The organism is Streptomyces sp. NBC_00683 (assembly GCF_036226745.1).
In the GTDB taxonomy this organism is placed as follows: domain Bacteria; phylum Actinomycetota; class Actinomycetes; order Streptomycetales; family Streptomycetaceae; genus Streptomyces.
The window spans coordinates 2,834,602-2,851,129 of record NZ_CP109013.1 but is presented as its reverse complement, the minus strand read 5'-3'; the positions used below and the strand labels follow the sequence as shown (position 1 = coordinate 2,851,129).

Genomic DNA, 16,528 nt, shown 5'->3' with positions numbered 1-16,528 from the left:
TCACACCCCCTTCGCTTCGTCGCCGGGAGCAACGCTGCCGGGCTGCTGGTTCCACTGGTCGCCCCAGTGCGGGCCCACGGGCGGGGGCTGCTCCTCGTCCCGGTCGGAATGTGCGTGGTACTCCACGGAGCCCGCCGTCATCTGCATGAAGGCCTCCTCCAGCGACGCCCGCTGGGAGCTGAGCTCGTGCAGGACGAACCCGTGCCGGGCGGCGAACTCGCCGAGCTTCTCCGTGGTGGCGCCGTCGATCTCCAGCGTGCCGTTGCCCGACTCGACCGCCACGATGCCCTCGGCGTGCAGCGCGTCGCGCAGCCTCTCCTGCTCCGGGGAACGCATCCGCACATAACTGCGGGAGTTCTCATGGATGAAGTCGGCCATGGAGGTGTCGGCGAGCAGCCTGCCCTGGCCGATCACGATCAAGTGATCCGCGGTGAGAGCCATTTCGCTCATCAGATGGGAGGAAACGAAGATCGTCCGGCCTTCCGAGGCGAGGGCCTTCATCAGATTACGGATCCAGTGAATTCCCTCGGGGTCCAGACCGTTGACCGGTTCGTCGAACATCAGGATCTCGGGATCACCGAGCAGCGCCGCCGCGATTCCCAGCCGCTGGCCCATACCGAGGGAGAAACCCTTGGACTTCTTGTTCGCCACCGCGCTGAGGCCGACAGTGTCGAGCACGTGGGAGACCCGGCTCGTGGGGATGCGATTGCTCTGTGCGAGACAGAGGAGATTGTTGTACGCGCTGCGCCCGCCGTGCATCGACTTGGCGTCAAGCAGTGCCCCGATGTGCTTCAGCGGCTCCTGCAGCTCGCGGTAGTGCTTGCCGTCGATGCGCACGGAACCGCTGGTCGGATTGTCGAGGTCGAGCATCATGCGCATGGTGGTGGACTTGCCCGCCCCGTTCGGGCCGAGGAACCCCGTCACCATTCCTGGTCTGACCTGGCATGACAAATGGTCGACGGCAACCTTGTTGCCGAAGCGCTTGGTGAGGCCGTCGAGCTCGATCATGCGTTCACGCTAGAACGCCCGCGCGCCCGGCGCCACCACAAAGGCGGAACCGGGCGCGCAAGGGGTACAGCTGATGTACAGACGGGTCAGCGGGTCTGCTGGGCCGGGACGCCTCGGGAGGCGGGCTCCTCGTCCGCGGGGGAGCCCGCGGCGGCCACGGCGGCACCGGTCAGCGTCGCCAGCATCTCGCGGACGTTGGTCAGCTGAGCGTTGATCGAGTCGCGGCGGTTGGTGAGCGCCGCCAGCTCGCGCTCGGACTCGCTGCGGATCCGGTCGGCCTTCGCGTTCGCGTCGGCGACGATGTCCTCGGCCTGGCGCTGCGCGGTCTCCACCGTCTGGCGGGCCCGGCGCTCGGCGTCCGTGCGGAGCTTCTCGGCCTCGAGGCGGAGCTGCTCGGCGCGGTGCTCGATCTCGGCCAGACGCTTCTCGGCCTTCGCCTGACGGGACGCGAGGTCGCGCTCCGACTGCTCGCGGCGCTTGGCGAGGTTCGTCTCGAAGTCCGCGGCGGCCTGGGCGGCCTTGGCGCGGGTCTCCTCGAAGAGGGCGTCCGCCTCCTCGCGCTTCTGCTGGGCGTCCTTCTGGGCGTCGGTGCGCAGCGTGCTCGCTTCGCCCTTGGCCTTCTCGACGATGCGAACGCCCTCGTCCTCGGCCTTCGACTTGCGCTCGGCCGCGAACGACTCCGCGTCGTTGCGCACCTGCTGGGCGGCCGACTCGGCCAGCTCGCGGTGCTGCTCGGCCGCGCGACGGGCCTCCTCACGCAGGTCCTTCGCCTCCTCCTCGGCGAGGCGGAGGATCTTCTCGACGCGGGCGCCGAGACCGGCGTACGACGGCTCGGCCTCGTTGACCTGGGCCTGGGCGTTCTGCGTCTCGAGGTGAAGCTCCTCGATGCGCTTTTCCAGAGAGGTGATGCGGGCGAGAGCACTGTCACGGTCGGCGACGAGTTTGGTAATGCGGTCGTCCACCTGACCGCGGTCGTATCCACGTCGCACGAGCTCGAAGCCGAAGGGGGAGGAAGGGTCGCTCATGGGGTTCCTGTCGAATGAGACCGGTGAGGTGTTAGAGGGAATCCTAGGGGCCTGGGCGGCGTGTCAACGTGAAGATGCCGCTTTGGTATGGAGAATGACACCCCTTTTGAGTGGCTGACCTCGGGAGCTCTTGCCACCCGAACGTTTGAATGTTCATGCCGAAGTGCGCGATGCGGCGGACAGGTCACCCGTCCGAGGCCTTGCCACCCGCTCGTGTACCTGCGGCGGCGCCCGCCTTGACGCCCGCGGCGTTGCCGCCCGCCGCCTTGCCGGTCCCGCCCGGAGCCTCGAAAGACTCCAACGCCTCGAGCACGTCCTGGACACGGGAAATTTCCGTATTGATGTCCTCGCGTCTGCGGACGAGCAGATCCAGCTCGCGACGGCCCTCGTCCACCATCTGCTTGGCTTCCACCTCGGCGTCGGCGCGCAGCTTCTCGGCCTCGCGGGTCAGCCCGGCCTTCTTGAGCTCGGCTTCCTTCAGGAGCGACTCGGCACGCTTCACGGCTGCGATACGCACCTTGCTCGCCTCCGAATTCGCGTCCGACAGCAGCTCCTTGGCCTTCGCCTCGGCCTCCGCGCGCTGCTCCTGCGCCGCCTTCATCAGCTTGTCGACGCGCTCGCCGGCCGTCTTCATCTGCTCGGACGTCTCCCGGCGGGCGCGCTGGTGCAGCTCCTCGATCTCGCTCTCGAGCCGGGCCCTGAGCTCCTCCGCCCGCTCCCGCGTCGCGGTCGCGTCCCGGCGGGCGCCGACCAGCAGCTCGTCCGCGTCGGTACGGGCCCGCTCCACCAGGGAGTTGCCCTCGACCGTCGCCTCCGAGGTGATCCGCACGGCCTCGTTGCGCGCGGCCCCGACCATCCTGTCGGCCTGTCCCTCGGCCTCGGTGGCGGCGCGCAGCGCCTCCTCCTGGGCCTTGTTGACGAGCTGGTCGGCCTGTTCGGCCGCCTCGGTGCGGCGCTTCGCCGCGGCGTCCCGTGCCTCGTCCAGCATCCGGTCCGCCTCCTGGCGGGCCTCCGCGCGCATCTGCTCGGCCGCGGACTCCGCGTCGGCGCGCACCCGCTCCGACTCCTCGCGGGTACGGGCCGCGTGATCCTGCGCCGAACCCACGGTCTGCGCGGCCTCCGCACGCAGCCGCTCCGCCTCGTCGGTCGCCTCGCCGAGGAGGCGCTCCGACTGCTCCGCGGCCTCGGTACGGACGTGCTCGCTCTCGCTCGTCGCCTCACCGATGAGCCGGTCGGCCTGGGCCGCCGCCTCGGAACGGATCCGGTTGGCGTCCTCGCGGGACTCGGCGCGGGCGCGCGAGGCGTCCTGTTCCGCCGAGGCGAGCGCGTCGGATGCCTCGGTACGGACCCGCTGGCTGTACTCCGCGGTGTCCGAGCGCAGCTTCTCCGACTCGGTGATCGCCTCGGAGACGGTCCGCTCGGCCAGCGACTTCGCGGCCTCCGACTCCTCGTGAGCGACCTGGCGGATCCGGTTGGCGTCCTCGGTGGCCCGCTCGCGCTCGGCGTAGGCGTCGGCGCGTACCCGGTCCGCCTCCTCCTGGGCCTCGGTCCTCGTACGATCCGCGGAGTGCTCCGCGGCGGACCGCAGCCCGGCGATCTCCTGCTCGGCCTGCTCCTGGAGCCCGGTGACGGAGTCCCGCACCTGCTGGGCGGTCTGCTCGGCCGCGGAGACCATCTCGGTCGCCCGGGCGTCCGCCTCCTCGACCAGACGCTGGGCCTCGGCCTGCGCCTCCTCGACCCGCTTGCGGGCGGAGGCCAGCAGCTCCTCGCTCTGCTCGCGGGCCCGCTCGCGCTCCTGCTCCGCCTCGGCGCGCGCGGCCCCGAGCGTCTCCTCGGCCTCGCGGCGGCGCCGGTTCGCCTCCTCCTGGGCGGCGGCGAGGGCCTCGGCGGCCTCCGTGCCCACGCGCTCGGCGGCGGCGGCGGCCTCGGAGCGCACCCGGTCGGCGCTCTCCTGTGCCTCGGTCCTGAGCCGCTCCGCCTCGGTGGCGGCCTCGGTGCGCAGCCGTACGGCGACGGACTCGCCCTCGGCGCGGGACTGGGCGGCCTCGGCGGCGGCCTCGTCCCGCAGCCGGTCGGCCTCGGTCGCGGCCTGCTCCTGGAGCGTGCGCAGCCGCTCGGCGGCCTCCGCGCGCAGCCGCTCGGACTCCTCGCTCGTCTCGCGGCGGATCCGCTCCGCCTCCGTACGGGCCTCGCTCAGCGCCTGCTCGGCCGCGGTGACCCGGGTCTCGGCCTCCGTGTGCAGACGGGTCAGCTCTTCGGCGGCGTCGTCCTTGCGGGCCTCTATGGCGCGCTCGGTCTCCGCGCGAAGGCCCTCCGCGGCCTCCTCGGCAGCGGCCGTCAGGGAAGCGGCCTGCTCCTCGGCCTCGGCGCGCAGCTTCTCCGTCTCGGTACGGCTGCGCTCCAGCGCTTCCTCGGCCTGCTTGCGCAGTGTGGCGGCGCGCTCGACCGCCTCGGTCCTGACGCGCTCGCTCTCCGCGTTCGCGGAGGTACGCAGCTCGTCGGCGTCCGACCTCGCCTTGGTCAGCAGCTCCTCGGCGGTGCGGGCACCCTCCTCGATCTGCTGGACGGCCTCGCGGCGCGCCTCGCCGCGGATCCGCTCGCCCTCGGCGACCGCCTCGGAGCGCAGCTGCTCGGCCTCGCCGCGCAGCCTGCGCGCCTCCTCCTGCAGTTCGACCGTCTTGGCCCGGTACTCCTTGGTGTCGTCCTTGGCCGCGCCCTTGAGCTGGTCGGCCTGCTCGGCCGCGTCGCCGCGGAGCCGCTCCGCCTCGGACTCCGCCTCGCGGCGGATCCGCTCGGCTTCCTCGCCGGCCGCCTTGGTGGTGGACTTGGCGTCGTCGGAGGCCTTGGTCAGGATCTCCTCGGCGGAGCGGGCCGCCTTGGCGAGCTGGGCCGCGGCGTCCTCGGCGGCGACCGTGCGGGCCTTCTCGCCGGCCTCGGCGACCAGCCGCTCGGCCTGCGCGCGGGCGTCGGCGAGCGCCTGCTCGGCCTCTTCCTTGAGCGTCTCGGCGTTCTTCGTCGCCTCGCCGACCAGCCGTGCGATCTCGGACTTGGCCGTACGGGTGCGCTGCTCGTTCTGCGACTCGGCGCCGGCCAGCCGCTTGACCGCGGCCTCCTTCGCCTCGGCGACGACCTTCTCGGCCTCCAGCCGGGCCTCGCGCAGCCGGGTCTCGGCCTCCTGCATGCGCTGCTCGGCGGCGCGGTTCAGCTCGGCGGTCTGCTGCCGGGTCTGGCCGGTCTCGACGGTGGCCGACGAGCGCAACTGCTCGGCGTGACTGGTGGCTTCCTGGGCCTGCGTGGAGGCGGCGTTGAGCAGCCGCTCGGCGTCCCGGCGGGCCCGCAGCAGCGTGGCCTCGGCCTCGGCGCGGGCCGACTCGGCCTCGGAGCCGACGCGCTGGCGGGTCTCCTCCGCGAGCCGGGCCGCCTCGCTGCGGGCCGCGGCCAGCGACTGCTCGGCCTCGGCGCGCGACTCCTCCAGGAGCCTGCGGGCCTGGGACTCGGTGCGGGCCCGCAGCTGCTCGGCCCAGGCGACGTTCTCGTTGACGTGGGACTCGACGGTCTGGCGGCGCTCCGCCAGCTCCTGGTCGAGCCGCTGGCGCCGCTGTACCGCTTCGGTGTGCAATTCGGCCTGCAGGCGGGCCTGGTGCTCCGCGTGCTCCTGCAGGATCCGCTGGGTCTGGGCCCTGGCGTCGCGCAGCTCGCGCTCGGCGTCGGTGCGCAGCTGGTCGGCCTGGATCTGGGCATTACGGAGCAGCTGTTCGGCCTGGTAGCCGATGTCCGCGTTGTCGTGCGCGGGACGGGTCGCGAGATTGCGCCGGGCCTCGTGCAGCTTGGCACGCAAGACCTCGACCTGGTAACCGAGGTCCTCGGCGTGCTGGACGGCCTTCTCCCGGTCGGTCTTCAGCCGGTCCATCTCGGCTTCGAACCGCGAGAGATGGTCGTCGTCAGCTCGGTGGCTCTGCTGGCTTTCGTAGCCCCGCACTGCGCGGTCCCATCCTTCCCCGAGCTCTCAACTTCTTCCCCGAGCTCTCAACTTCGTTCGAGCAGGGGATGCCCCACTGAGCAGGAGGGACCCCAACCCTGGTCGCAACTCCATACGAGAACCGCTCGCCGGCGAACGGTCCCCCGGGGAATGGTGACAGATCAACGGCGAGGACGCGGCGCGGCCCCGGCCCGGCCCCGGCCCGGAACCGCCCACTCTACCGGGCCGGGTATCGGTCAGGTCAGTGCTCTGCCCGGGCAGTGACCAGTTCCGTCAGCACACCGTGGCAGTCCTTGGGGTGCAGGAAGGTGATCCGGGACCCCATCGACCCGGTCCTGGGCTCGTCGTACAGCACCCGGACGCCCTTCTCACGGATGTCCGCGGCGTCCTCGTCCACGTTCGCGGTCCCGAACGCGATGTGGTGGACACCCTCCCCATTCTTTGCCAGCCACTTGCCCACGGCCGAGTCCTCACGGGTCGGCTCCAGCAGCTGGAGGTACGAAGCCCCGCCGTCCGAGGTGTCGTTGATCTTGAGCATGGCCTCGCGGACACCCTGCTCCTCGTTGACCTCGGAGTGGTGCACCTCGAACCCGTAGGTCGCGCGGTAGAACTCCACCGTCTTGTCGAGGTCGAAACAGGCGATTCCGATGTGGTCGATTCGCGTCAGCATGGAACCAGTGCAGCGCTCCGGGGATGGTTACGCAACGTGCGCGCGATCACACCCGCTGCCGGATGACGGGCGGGGTACCGCTCAGTACATTCAGGTAAACCCTCGTTCACAATCAATCCAAGGGGCTGCGCCTCATGTCAGGAACGACCGGTACCACCTCAGTGATCGTCGCGGGCGCCCGTACGCCCATGGGCCGTCTCCTCGGCTCGCTGAAGACCTTCTCCGGAGCCGACCTCGGAGGCGTCGCCATCAAGGCCGCCCTCGACCGGGCCGGCATCGGCGGCGACCAGGTCGAGTATGTGATCATGGGCCAGGTGCTCCAGGCCGGGGCAGGGCAGATCCCGGCGCGCCAGGCAGCGGTCAAGGCCGGAATCCCGATGAACGTTCCCGCGCTCACCATCAACAAGGTGTGCCTGTCCGGGCTCGACGCGATCGCGCTCGCCGACCAGCTGATCCGTGCCGGTGAGTTCGACGTCGTCGTGGCCGGCGGCCAGGAGTCGATGACCAACGCCCCGCACCTGCTGCCGAAGTCCCGCGAGGGCTACAAGTACGGCGCGATCGAGATGCTCGACTCGATGGCGTACGACGGTCTGACCGACGCCTACGAGAACATCCCGATGGGTGAGTCCACCGAGAAGCACAACACCCGCCTCGGACTGGACCGTGCGGCCCAGGACGAGATCGGCGCCCTGTCCCACCAGCGTGCCGCGGCCGCCCAGAAGAACGGCATCTTCGAGGCCGAGATCACCCCGGTGGAGATCCCGCAGCGCAAGGGCGACCCGGTCCTCTTCTCCAAGGACGAGGGCATCCGCCCCGAGACGACCGCCGAGTCGCTCGGCAAGCTGCGCCCCGCGTTCGCCAAGGACGGCACGATCACCGCGGGTACCTCCTCGCAGATCTCCGACGGCGCCGCCGCGGTCGTCGTCATGAGCAAGGCCAAGGCCGAGGAGCTGGGCCTGGACTGGATCGCCGAGATCGGCGCCCACGGCAATGTGGCGGGCCCGGACAACTCGCTCCAGTCGCAGCCGTCCAACGCGATCCGGCACGCCGTGAAGAAGGAGGGCATCGGCGTCGAGGACCTCGACCTCATCGAGATCAACGAGGCCTTCGCGGCCGTCGCGGTCCAGTCGATGAAGGACCTCGGCGTCACCCCCGACAAGGTCAACGTGAACGGCGGCGCCATCGCCCTCGGCCACCCGATCGGCATGTCCGGCGCCCGCGTGGTGCTGCACCTGGCGCTGGAGCTGAAGCGGCGCGGCGGCGGCACCGGAGCGGCCGCACTGTGCGGCGGCGGCGGTCAGGGTGATGCGTTGATCATCCGCGTTCCGGGCAAGTAGTCAGCCGTACGTATGAGCGAGCGAGGAGACCGAGCGTGATGGTGGACGTCCCCACCCTGGTCGAGCAGGCACGCCAGGGCAGGCCACGTGCGGTGGCCCGGCTCATCTCCCTGGTGGAGGGGGCCTCGCCCCAGCTGCGCGAGGTGATGGCGGCCCTGGCACCGCTCGCGGGTCATGCGTACGTCGTCGGGCTCACGGGTTCACCGGGTGTCGGCAAGTCCACGTCGACCTCGGCGCTGGTCTCCGCCTACCGGAAGGCCGGGAAGCGGGTCGCGGTCCTGGCCGTCGACCCGTCGTCCCCGTTCTCCGGGGGCGCGCTCCTCGGTGACCGGGTCCGGATGTCGGAGCACGCCTCCGACCCGGGCGTCTACATCCGCTCGATGGCCACCCGCGGCCATCTGGGCGGCCTCGCCTGGTCCGCTCCGCAGGCGATCCGGGTGCTGGACGCGGCGGGCTGCGACGTGATCCTCGTGGAGACGGTGGGCGTCGGCCAGTCGGAGGTGGAGATCGCCTCCCAGGCCGACACCTCCGTCGTCCTGCTCGCCCCGGGCATGGGCGACGGCATCCAGGCGGCGAAGGCCGGAATCCTGGAGATCGGCGATGTGTACGTCGTCAACAAGGCCGACCGGGACGGCGCGGACGCCACCGCCCGCGAGCTCAACCACATGCTGGGGCTCGGGGAGTCCAGGGGGCCCGGCGACTGGCGGCCGCCGATCGTGAAGACGGTCGCCGCCCGGGGCGAGGGCATCGACGAGGTCGTCGAGGCGCTCGAGAAGCACCGGGCGTGGATGGAGGAGCACGGCGTCCTGGCCGAACGGCGCACGGCACGTGCCGCCCGTGAGGTCGAGACGATCGCTGTCACCGCCCTGCGCGAGCGCATCGCCGATCTCCACGGGGACCGGCGACTGGACGCGCTGGCGGCACGGATCGTGGCCGGCCGCCTCGACCCGTACGCGGCTGCGGACGAGCTGGTGGCGGGACTCACCGGGCTCCCGGCCGACGACTGACGGCCGGCTCCCGGGCGGCGTGCGGGCCGCCCGGGAACCGCCGAACGGCACTGCACGGCGCGGTCGGAACCGTCAGTTGTCGTGCCCGTCGTCCTTGCTCCCGCTGACGTCGGCCGTCCTGGCGTCGACGTCCAGCTCGTGCGTCCTGCCGTCCTTGCCCGCGATGTCGACGTCCCAGACCAGCGTGCCGTCGTCGCCGTCCAGGTCCACGGACGTCACCGTGCCCGGCTCCGCCCCGCGTGCGGCGTCCACCGCGGCGATCACCGAGACACGGTCCGAACCGGGCACCGGGCGCCGGTTGTCGGCGTCGCCCCGCTCGGACAGCACCTTTGCGTTGTCCGCGTCGACCTTCACGTCGTGCCAGACCTTGTCGGAGCCGTACACATCGATCTCCCAGACCAGCCCCTTGCTGTCGTCGTCGTCCAGCTCCGCCTCGATCACCCTGCCCGGGACGGCCTTCAGCGCGGCGGCCACGGCGTCGTCGACGGTGACCGAGTCGCCCGTCACCGCGACCGGTGCCGAATCCTTCCGGCTGCTGCCACCGCTGTTCCCGTCGTCCGTGAACGCGGCGGCGGCTGCGGCTCCGCCGCCGATGAGCACGGCTGCGGCGACGGCGATGACGGCGATGTTGCGCTGCATGAGGTTCCTCCCCGATGGATGTGCGGTGCGACGGGACCCACACTGGCCCAGCGATGCTGAACGCAGCCTGAAGCCACCTGAAGCCGTCTTCAGGTTCGGTTTGGGAGGCTGTCCCCATGCGCCTGTTGATCGTGGAGGACGAGAAGCGTCTTGCGGTGTCCCTGGCCAGGGGACTCACCGCCGAGGGCTTCGCCGTGGACGTCGTGCACGACGGACTCGAAGGGCTGTACCGGGCCCGTGAGGGCGTCCACGACCTCGTGGTCCTGGACATCATGCTGCCCGGCATGAACGGCTACCGGGTCTGTGCCGAACTGCGCGCCGACGGCCACGATGTGCCGATCCTGATGCTGACCGCGAAGGACGGGGAGTACGACGAGGCGGAGGGCCTCGACACCGGGGCCGACGACTATCTGACCAAGCCGTTCTCGTACGTCGTGCTCGTCGCCCGGGTCCGGGCGCTGCTGCGCCGCCGGGGCGGCGGCACCGCCTCGCCGGTGCTCACCGTCGGCACGCTGCGGGTGGAGACCGCCGCCCGCCGGGTCCACCGGGGGGAGGACGAAGTCACCCTCACGACCAAGGAGTTCGCCGTACTGGAACAGCTCGCGCTGCGGGCCGGCGAGGTGGTCAGCAAGGCCGACATCCTGGAGCACGTCTGGGACTTCGCGTACGACGGCGACCCGAACATCGTCGAGGTCTACATCAGCACCCTGCGGCGCAAGCTCGGCGCGGCGTCCATCCGTACGGTGCGCGGGGCGGGCTACCGCCTGGAGGCGCTGTGAGGTCCGTACGGGCCAGAGCCGCCCTGGGTGCCACCCTGGTCGTCGCCGTGGCCCTGGTGGCCGCCGGGCTCGTCGTGCTCCAGGTGCTGCGCGGCAACCTGACGGACCGGGCCGGCCTGGAGGCGGAGGTCGTGGCGCGCGAGGTGGCCGGGCAGGTCGCTCTGGACGTGCCGTACGAGGATCTGGACCTGAGCGACGAGGACGTCCACCCGGTCCAGGTGACCGACGAGGAAGGGCGCGTCCTGGTCGTCTCGGAGGGCCTGGAGGCCATTTCGGGGACCACCACGTCGGAGGTCACCCCGGCTCCCTCGGCGTCGGCCGGAAGCTCCGGGGACGGCTCGGGACGCGGTGACGACGGCGAGGACGAGGACGACGGCAGCCGCGGCAGCGACCCGGACCGCGGCGAAGTCTCCTCCGACGACCCCGACTTCAGCAACGGCAGCGCCACCGTCGAGGGTGACACGGCCGACTACCGATTCGCCGCCGTCGAGGCCGTCACACGGGCGGGCCTCCCGGTGATCGTCCATGCGGGCGCCCCGCTCGCCGCCGAACAGGAGGCCGTGGACTCCGTACGCACCACCATGCTGACCGGACTGCCCTTCCTGCTGGTCGTCGTCGCCGGGGTCACCTGGCTGGTCACCAGGCGCGCGCTGCGACCGGTCGAGGGCATCCGGCGGGAGCTCGCCGCGATCACCGCGTCCCAGGACCTCGGCCGACGGGTGCCGGAGCCGGGCTCGCGCGACGAGATCGCCCGGCTGGCCCGCACCACCAACGAGACCCTGACCGTGCTCGAAGCCTCGGTGGACCGGCAGCGGCGCTTCGTCGCGGACGCCTCGCACGAGCTGCGCAGCCCCATCGCCTCGCTGCGCACCCAGCTGGAGGTGGGCGCCGCGCATCCGGAGCTCCTGGATGTGCCGGGCGCGGTCGCCGACACCGTACGGCTGCAGGTGCTGGCCGCGGATCTGCTGCTGCTGGCCCGGCTGGACGCGGGGGAGCGGCCGGGGCGGGCGGTGGTCGATCTGGGGGCGCTGGTCCGCGAGGAGGTCCCGCAGCGCACGGGGGACCGGATCGCGGTGGCGGTGTCCGTCACGGGGTCCGGGCCGCTGGAGGTCCGCGGTTCGCGCGGGCAGCTGACCCGGGTGGTCGGCAACCTGCTGGACAACGCCGAACGCCATGCGGAGCGTTCGGTGGCCGTGTCCGTGTCGGCGGACCGGGGCGATGTGCTCGTCGCGGTCACGGACGACGGCCCGGGCGTCCCCGAGGAGGAGCACGACCGGATCTTCGAGCGGTTCGTCCGTCTCGACGACGCACGCAGCCGGGACGACGGAGGGGCGGGCCTGGGCCTTGCCATCGCCCGCGATGTGGCGGCCCGCCACCGCGGCACGCTCACGGTGGGTACGGCGCCGCAGGGCGGGGCGCTGTTCACGCTGCGGCTGCCGCGCTCGTAGCCGGCCCTGCGGGCGCCAAGATCCGGACGGGAGGTCCTAAGGCTTGCCGCGCCGTCCGCGCAGGTGGTCCGCGATCGGTGTCAGTGCGGCGTGCAGATCCGCGAGTGCCTCCGGCGACAGCAGGTCCATGAAGTGCCTGCGCACCGATTCGACGTGGTGCGGCGCGACCTTGCGCATCGTCTCGGCGCCGAGCTCGGTGAGCACGGCGTACAGCCCGCGCCGGTCCGACTCGCAGTGCTCACGCCGCACGAGACCCGCGGTCTCCATGCGGGTGATCTGGTGCGAGAGCCTGCTCTTGGACTGAAGGGTGGCCGCGGCGAGGTCACTCATCCGCATGCGCTGGTCGTCCGACTCCGAGAGGTTGACCAGGATCTCGTAGTCGTTCATGGTCAGCCCGAACGGCTGGAGGTCCTTCTCCAGCTGGTGGGTCAGCAGTCTGCTGACGTCCAGGTGGGTGCGCCAGGCACACTGCTCCGCATCGGTCAGCCAACGGGTGGCCGTCTCGGTCTCCATGTATGGATTCTACCTAAGAAGTTGAAAGACGGACGAAATTGGGGGGTGTGACACCGCGCACGCGATGCCCCGCGTCACACTCCGCAGAGTACCGTTCACAATCCGAAGCGACGCTGGAGGTCCCCCAGCTGACCGGGTATGCGGGGCATGGCCCCGGGTTGACCCGCACCGCCGCCGCCCGGAACCCCCGGCTGGTGCGGGGTCGCGCCCGCCGCCCGCTCGGGCATCAGCACCTCGGTCGACTGCAGCAGGACCGTGCCCGCTCCGACGAACTCGAATTGGTGCTCCTCGCCCGACGTACCGCCGACCCCGGTCAGCGACCGGAGCCCGCCCATCACGCCCGTCATGTAGCCGTGGTCGTAGTGGTGGCACGGCGAGGGGCAGTCCGCCCAGCCCACCAGGGCCTGCGGGTCGACCCGCACCGGCGGCTCCATGAAGACGACCGGGCCGTTGGAGGCGGCCACGAACTTCCCCGTGCCGATCAGGGTCAGGAAGCCCGGCACGATCGACTGCTTCAGCGCCAGCGTCGGCTGGTACGCCAGCAGGTTCCCGGACCGGATCGTCAGATTGCCGTTCTCCAGGTCGAAGGAGTTCACGTCGAAGGCCCGGTCCGCCAGCAGCATCTTCCCGCTGCCCTCGGCCACCACCCAGTCGCTCGCGTGCAGCGGCGAGTGGAAGCTCGTGCGGATCAGCCGGTCGAAACGGCCGTGCCCTATGCCGTTGAAGTCGATCCGCCCGTAGTAGGCGATCATCTTGCCCTTCTGCAGGAACCACTGGCTCCCCTTGAGCTCCACGCAGAAGGTGTACGCGTTGACGTTGTCGTCCGACGGCAGTGTCGTCGGATCGTGGATCACGGGCGTGCTCACAGCTTCTCCTCCGACGCCTGGACGTACACCGCGCCATTGCCGCTGAGCTCCAGCTGGAACGCCTCGCCGGAGCCGCGCCCCACCATGTCGCGCCAGCCCAGCGCGGTGGAGAGCTTGTTCGTCACGTCGCCGTGGTGGGCGACGTACGCCTGCGGGTCCACATGCACCGGGCGCCCCGGGGTGATCGGCAGTTCGATCACCCCGCCGTGCGCCATCACGGCTACCGCCCCGTGCCCCTTGAGCGTCGTGGTGAACAGGCCCTGACCGGTCACCTGGCCGCGGACCATGCCCATCACGCCGCCCTGCGAGCCCATGAACATCGTGCCCTGCTGGAGCGTCCCGTCGAAGGCGAGCAGCCGGTCGGCCTCCACGTAGAGCGTGTCGCCGGACAGTCCGATCACCTGGACGTGGTGGCCGCCGTGGCCGAACATCACCGTGCCGCTGCCCTCGACCGTCATCAGCGGGGTCGCCTCGTTGGCGACGCGTCGGCCGATCATCGACGCCAGGCCGCCCTGTCCGCCCTGGATGTTCGGGGTGAACGACACATCGCCGCGGTAGGCGAGCATCGCGCCCCGCTGGCTGTACATCTTCTGGCCGGGCACCACCGTGGCCTCGACCATCTTCGAGTTGATCTCACGGAACGGCATCAGACATCGCCTCCGACGGTGTTCCGCTCGCTCGGCTGCACGTAGACGAGGCCGTCCCCCTCGAAGCGGATCTGGAACGACTCCCCGGAGCCCTCCCCGATGAACGTCCGGAAACCGACCCCGGACTGGAAGTGCTGCTGAAGGTTTCCCTGGTGCGCTATGTAGGCGCCCGGGTCGACGTTCAGCGGGTACTGGGGTGTCACCCGCAGCACCACGGCCGAGCCGTCCGACATGATCGCCGCCTGGCCGGTGCCCTCGACGGTGGTGGTGAACAGGCCGTTGCCGCTCGCCCCGCCGCGCAGGCCGGTGAAGGTGGTGCCGGTGCGCAGCCCGGCGTCGGTGGCCAGCAGATTGCTCGCCTCGACGTACAGCTTGTCGCCGTGCAGCGAGACCAGATTGATCTCGCTCGCCCGGTCGGCGAAGTAGCAGGTGCCCTGCCCCTTCACCTCCATCATCGTCATCTGTTCGCCGGTCAGCCGGCGGGTCACCATGCCTCGGACACCCTCACCGCCGCCGGACATCTTCTTGAAGGCCATCCGGCCGTCGTACGCGACCATCGAGCCGTTCTTCGCTCTGACCGCATCGCCCGTCAGATCGACGGCGAGCGTCTTGCTGCCCTGGAGCCGGAACATTGCCACGAAGTGACGGTAGCCCGACCGCACCCGACAGAACAGGGCCCCTGGGGACGATGTGTCCCGGAGTGGACCCTCGGGGACAACCCGGCCGGGGGCGATGCCACAATGGCTGTGCTTGTGCCTGCGTTCACAAGCCGTAACGCCCCCTCCCACCGAAGGTGCCCACGTGGACATCAAGACCGCCAGCGCCCTGCACCGGCTGCGCCTCATCTCGGTTCCCGAGGCGCTCTCCTTCCCGGCGCTGCTCATTTTCGGCTCGCTTCTGATGCGCGTCTCGGACATCGACTTCCTGATGCCGCCCCTCGGCGCCCTGCACGGCCTGCTCTTCACGATCTACGTGGTGTTCCTGCTGGACATGTGGATCAAGGCCAAGTGGCCGCTCAAGCGCGTCGCGCTGTTCTTCCTCCTCGCGGTCGTGCCCTTCGGTGGGTTCTACGGCGACAAGCTGCTCAAGCAGTACGAGGCCGACGGCGTCATCGCAGCCCGCGCCCGCGCCGAGGGCAAGGTCAGCGCATGATCGTCGCCTTCTCCGTGAGTCCCCTGGGTGTGGGCGAGGACGTCGGCGAGTACGTCGCCGACGCCGTGCGGGTCGTCCGCGAGTCCGGACTGCCCAACCGTACGGACGCGATGTTCACCTCCATCGAAGGTGAGTGGGACGAGGTGATGGACGTCGTCAAGCGCGCCGTCGCCGCCGTCGAGGCCCGCGCCGGACGGGTGTCCCTGGTACTGAAGGCCGACATCAGGCCGGGTGTCACCGACGGGCTGACCTCCAAGGTCGAGACGGTCGAGCGGCACCTCGCGGGCTGACGCCCCGTCCGTCGCACCGCGCACACCGAGCCCCCGGCGTCACGCCGGGGGCTCGTCCCGTTCGGGGGACGCGCACCCCTCGCCCGGACGGGTCGGGGCCGGCTGGGCCTGCTCACGGGTCCTGCGCCGTCAGGGCGATGCCGAGCGGCGTTCGTTCGTACAGCACCTGGTGCCCGTACCGCCGCGAGGTGAGCAGTCCCGCGGTGCGCAGCACCGACAGGTGCGCGGACACGGAGGAGGGCGCGAGCGAGAGCCGGTGGGCCAGGGCGCTGGTCCCGGCGGGTTCGTCCAGCGCGCACAGCACATCGGCCCGGGCCCTTCCGAGCAGCCGGGCGAGCGCTTCGGGGGTCCGCTCGGCGGACTCCGTCCACAGTCCGCCGATGCCGCGTGCCGGGTAGATCACCGCGGGCAGCCACGGTGGCTCGTAGCCGCCGACCACATCGGGCCACACGAAGACGCTGGGCATGAGGACGAGCCCCTGCCCGCCCAGGACCCGGGTGTGGTCGCCCCGGGTGCCGACCACGGTCAGGGTCGACCCGGACCAGCGCAGCTGCGGGCTGATCTCGCCGAGCAGCCGCTCGAAGCCGACCTCGGCGAGGCGGCGCGAGTGGTAGGCGATGTCCGCCTCGAGCAGGGCCCGCAGCCGCGGCCAGTGCGGCTCGACCAGGACCTGCCAGGCACGCTCCAGCAGATCCGCGAGCTCCTGGACCGCCCGGGCGGGGTCGGCCAGCAGCCGCCGTCCGGTGGGCGAGTCCAGGCTGCCGGGCTTGTCCGCGAGCGCCCGCGCCATGTCGTCCCTGGCGACGAGCGGATCGACCGCGCGCACGGCGGCGATCTCCTCCTCGAAGGTGGTGAACGGACCGACGGGCGGCGGGCACACGAAGTCCGGGTTGTGACCGCCCTCGGGCATCAGCCGCCAGAGCGGTTCGAGATCCAGAGCCGCGGCGTCCTCGCGGATCCGGCGCAGCCAGGGGAGGTGGTAGCCGTGCCGCCCGGGGCGCGACAGTGTGCGTACGGCCTCCTGGGTCTCCCAGAGCGGCGAGAGTGCGAAGCGGCAGCGGAGCAGGTCGCTCTCGTCGAAGTACAGGTGGAACGGCATGCGGCCCTCAAGTTTCGGCGTCAGCCGAAAGTCTACGGGCGGGCGGACCCGGCCGGGCAAGCTGCGGCC

The 16,528-nt window shown here is 71.2% G+C and carries 16 protein-coding genes; 6 read left to right on the top strand and 10 right to left on the bottom strand.

The window, feature by feature from the left end; all coding sequences use genetic code 11:
- From OG257_RS12380 to mce, 4 genes are all read right to left on the bottom strand, one after another.
- The gene (locus OG257_RS12380) at positions 1-1,008 is read right to left on the bottom strand and encodes an ABC transporter ATP-binding protein (protein ID WP_329207276.1); all 1,008 of its coding nucleotides are present in this window, start codon (positions 1,006-1,008) and stop codon (positions 1-3) included.
- 86 nt (positions 1,009-1,094) lie between these two features.
- Positions 1,095-2,033: a cellulose-binding protein gene (locus OG257_RS12375; RefSeq protein WP_329207274.1), complete on the bottom strand. Its 939-nt coding sequence runs from the start codon at positions 2,031-2,033 to the stop codon at positions 1,095-1,097.
- Between the two features lie 184 nt (positions 2,034-2,217).
- Positions 2,218-6,012 (bottom strand): polarized growth protein Scy, encoded by a 3,795-nt coding sequence (gene scy / locus OG257_RS12370; RefSeq protein ID WP_329207272.1) that lies wholly within the window; start codon positions 6,010-6,012, stop codon positions 2,218-2,220.
- Between the two features lie 241 nt (positions 6,013-6,253).
- A complete protein-coding gene (gene mce, locus OG257_RS12365; RefSeq protein ID WP_329207270.1) occupies positions 6,254-6,682 on the bottom strand; it encodes a methylmalonyl-CoA epimerase in 429 nt (142 codons plus the stop codon).
- A gap of 134 nt (positions 6,683-6,816) precedes the next feature.
- Between mce and OG257_RS12360 the strand changes: the two genes are divergently transcribed.
- Both OG257_RS12360 and meaB read left to right on the top strand, forming a co-directional pair.
- Positions 6,817-8,019 carry an acetyl-CoA C-acetyltransferase gene (locus tag OG257_RS12360; protein WP_329207268.1) on the top strand — a complete coding sequence of 401 codons (1,203 nt, stop codon included), beginning with the start codon at positions 6,817-6,819 and terminating at the stop codon, positions 8,017-8,019.
- 38 nt (positions 8,020-8,057) lie between these two features.
- Complete coding sequence (gene meaB, locus OG257_RS12355) at positions 8,058-9,026, top strand: methylmalonyl Co-A mutase-associated GTPase MeaB (RefSeq protein ID WP_329215047.1); 969 nt, start codon at positions 8,058-8,060, stop codon at positions 9,024-9,026.
- A gap of 72 nt (positions 9,027-9,098) precedes the next feature.
- On the opposite strand, the gene OG257_RS12350 is transcribed toward meaB, so the two are convergent.
- Positions 9,099-9,665 carry a PepSY domain-containing protein gene (locus OG257_RS12350; RefSeq protein WP_329207267.1) on the bottom strand — a complete coding sequence of 189 codons (567 nt, stop codon included), beginning with the start codon at positions 9,663-9,665 and terminating at the stop codon, positions 9,099-9,101.
- 116 nt (positions 9,666-9,781) lie between these two features.
- On the opposite strand from OG257_RS12350, the gene OG257_RS12345 reads away from it, so the two are divergent.
- Positions 9,782-10,444, top strand: a complete 663-nt coding sequence (locus tag OG257_RS12345; protein ID WP_329207266.1) for a response regulator transcription factor — start codon at positions 9,782-9,784, stop codon at positions 10,442-10,444.
- A complete protein-coding gene (locus tag OG257_RS12340; RefSeq protein WP_329207265.1) occupies positions 10,441-11,892 on the top strand; it encodes a sensor histidine kinase in 1,452 nt (483 codons plus the stop codon). Before OG257_RS12345 ends, OG257_RS12340 begins: the two co-directional genes overlap by 4 nt.
- A 36-nt stretch (positions 11,893-11,928) precedes the next feature.
- Here OG257_RS12340 and OG257_RS12335 read toward each other — a convergent pair whose 3' ends face one another.
- The 4 genes from OG257_RS12335 to OG257_RS12320 form a co-directional block, all read right to left on the bottom strand.
- On the bottom strand, positions 11,929-12,405 hold the full coding sequence (locus tag OG257_RS12335; protein WP_329207263.1) for a MarR family winged helix-turn-helix transcriptional regulator: 477 nt from the start codon (positions 12,403-12,405) through the stop codon (positions 11,929-11,931).
- Between the two features lie 95 nt (positions 12,406-12,500).
- Positions 12,501-13,271: an AIM24 family protein gene (locus OG257_RS12330; RefSeq protein ID WP_329207261.1), complete on the bottom strand. Its 771-nt coding sequence runs from the start codon at positions 13,269-13,271 to the stop codon at positions 12,501-12,503.
- A complete protein-coding gene (locus OG257_RS12325) occupies positions 13,268-13,918 on the bottom strand; it encodes an AIM24 family protein (protein WP_329207259.1) in 651 nt (216 codons plus the stop codon). Before OG257_RS12325 ends, OG257_RS12330 begins: the two co-directional genes overlap by 4 nt.
- Positions 13,918-14,550 carry an AIM24 family protein gene (locus tag OG257_RS12320; protein WP_329215046.1) on the bottom strand — a complete coding sequence of 211 codons (633 nt, stop codon included), beginning with the start codon at positions 14,548-14,550 and terminating at the stop codon, positions 13,918-13,920. Before OG257_RS12320 ends, OG257_RS12325 begins: the two co-directional genes overlap by 1 nt.
- Before the next feature lie 169 nt (positions 14,551-14,719).
- On the opposite strand from OG257_RS12320, the gene OG257_RS12315 reads away from it, so the two are divergent.
- Both OG257_RS12315 and OG257_RS12310 read left to right on the top strand, forming a co-directional pair.
- A complete protein-coding gene (locus OG257_RS12315; RefSeq protein ID WP_329207257.1) occupies positions 14,720-15,070 on the top strand; it encodes a DUF3817 domain-containing protein in 351 nt (116 codons plus the stop codon).
- A complete protein-coding gene (locus OG257_RS12310; protein WP_015578763.1) occupies positions 15,067-15,360 on the top strand; it encodes an MTH1187 family thiamine-binding protein in 294 nt (97 codons plus the stop codon). The genes OG257_RS12315 and OG257_RS12310 overlap by 4 nt, the downstream gene beginning before the upstream one ends.
- 112 nt (positions 15,361-15,472) lie before the next feature.
- Here OG257_RS12310 and OG257_RS12305 read toward each other — a convergent pair whose 3' ends face one another.
- Positions 15,473-16,459 carry an ArsR/SmtB family transcription factor gene (locus OG257_RS12305; RefSeq protein WP_329207255.1) on the bottom strand — a complete coding sequence of 329 codons (987 nt, stop codon included), beginning with the start codon at positions 16,457-16,459 and terminating at the stop codon, positions 15,473-15,475.
- Positions 16,460-16,528: the final 69 nt, after the last annotated feature.

Coding starts and splice junctions, on each gene's coding strand:
- OG257_RS12345 (WP_329207266.1), top strand. CDS start 9,782: ATGCGCCTGTTGATCGTGGAGGACGAGAAGCGTCTTGCGGTGTCCCTG.
- OG257_RS12305 (WP_329207255.1), bottom strand. CDS start 16,459: ATGCCGTTCCACCTGTACTTCGACGAGAGCGACCTGCTCCGCTGCCGC.
- OG257_RS12335 (WP_329207263.1), bottom strand. CDS start 12,405: ATGGAGACCGAGACGGCCACCCGTTGGCTGACCGATGCGGAGCAGTGT.
- OG257_RS12375 (WP_329207274.1), bottom strand. CDS start 2,033: ATGAGCGACCCTTCCTCCCCCTTCGGCTTCGAGCTCGTGCGACGTGGA.
- OG257_RS12380 (WP_329207276.1), bottom strand. CDS start 1,008: ATGATCGAGCTCGACGGCCTCACCAAGCGCTTCGGCAACAAGGTTGCC.
- OG257_RS12350 (WP_329207267.1), bottom strand. CDS start 9,665: ATGCAGCGCAACATCGCCGTCATCGCCGTCGCCGCAGCCGTGCTCATC.
- OG257_RS12360 (WP_329207268.1), top strand. CDS start 6,817: ATGTCAGGAACGACCGGTACCACCTCAGTGATCGTCGCGGGCGCCCGT.
- OG257_RS12310 (WP_015578763.1), top strand. CDS start 15,067: ATGATCGTCGCCTTCTCCGTGAGTCCCCTGGGTGTGGGCGAGGACGTC.
- OG257_RS12325 (WP_329207259.1), bottom strand. CDS start 13,918: ATGCCGTTCCGTGAGATCAACTCGAAGATGGTCGAGGCCACGGTGGTG.
- mce (WP_329207270.1), bottom strand. CDS start 6,682: ATGCTGACGCGAATCGACCACATCGGAATCGCCTGTTTCGACCTCGAC.
- meaB (WP_329215047.1), top strand. CDS start 8,058: ATGGTGGACGTCCCCACCCTGGTCGAGCAGGCACGCCAGGGCAGGCCA.
- OG257_RS12320 (WP_329215046.1), bottom strand. CDS start 14,550: ATGTTCCGGCTCCAGGGCAGCAAGACGCTCGCCGTCGATCTGACGGGC.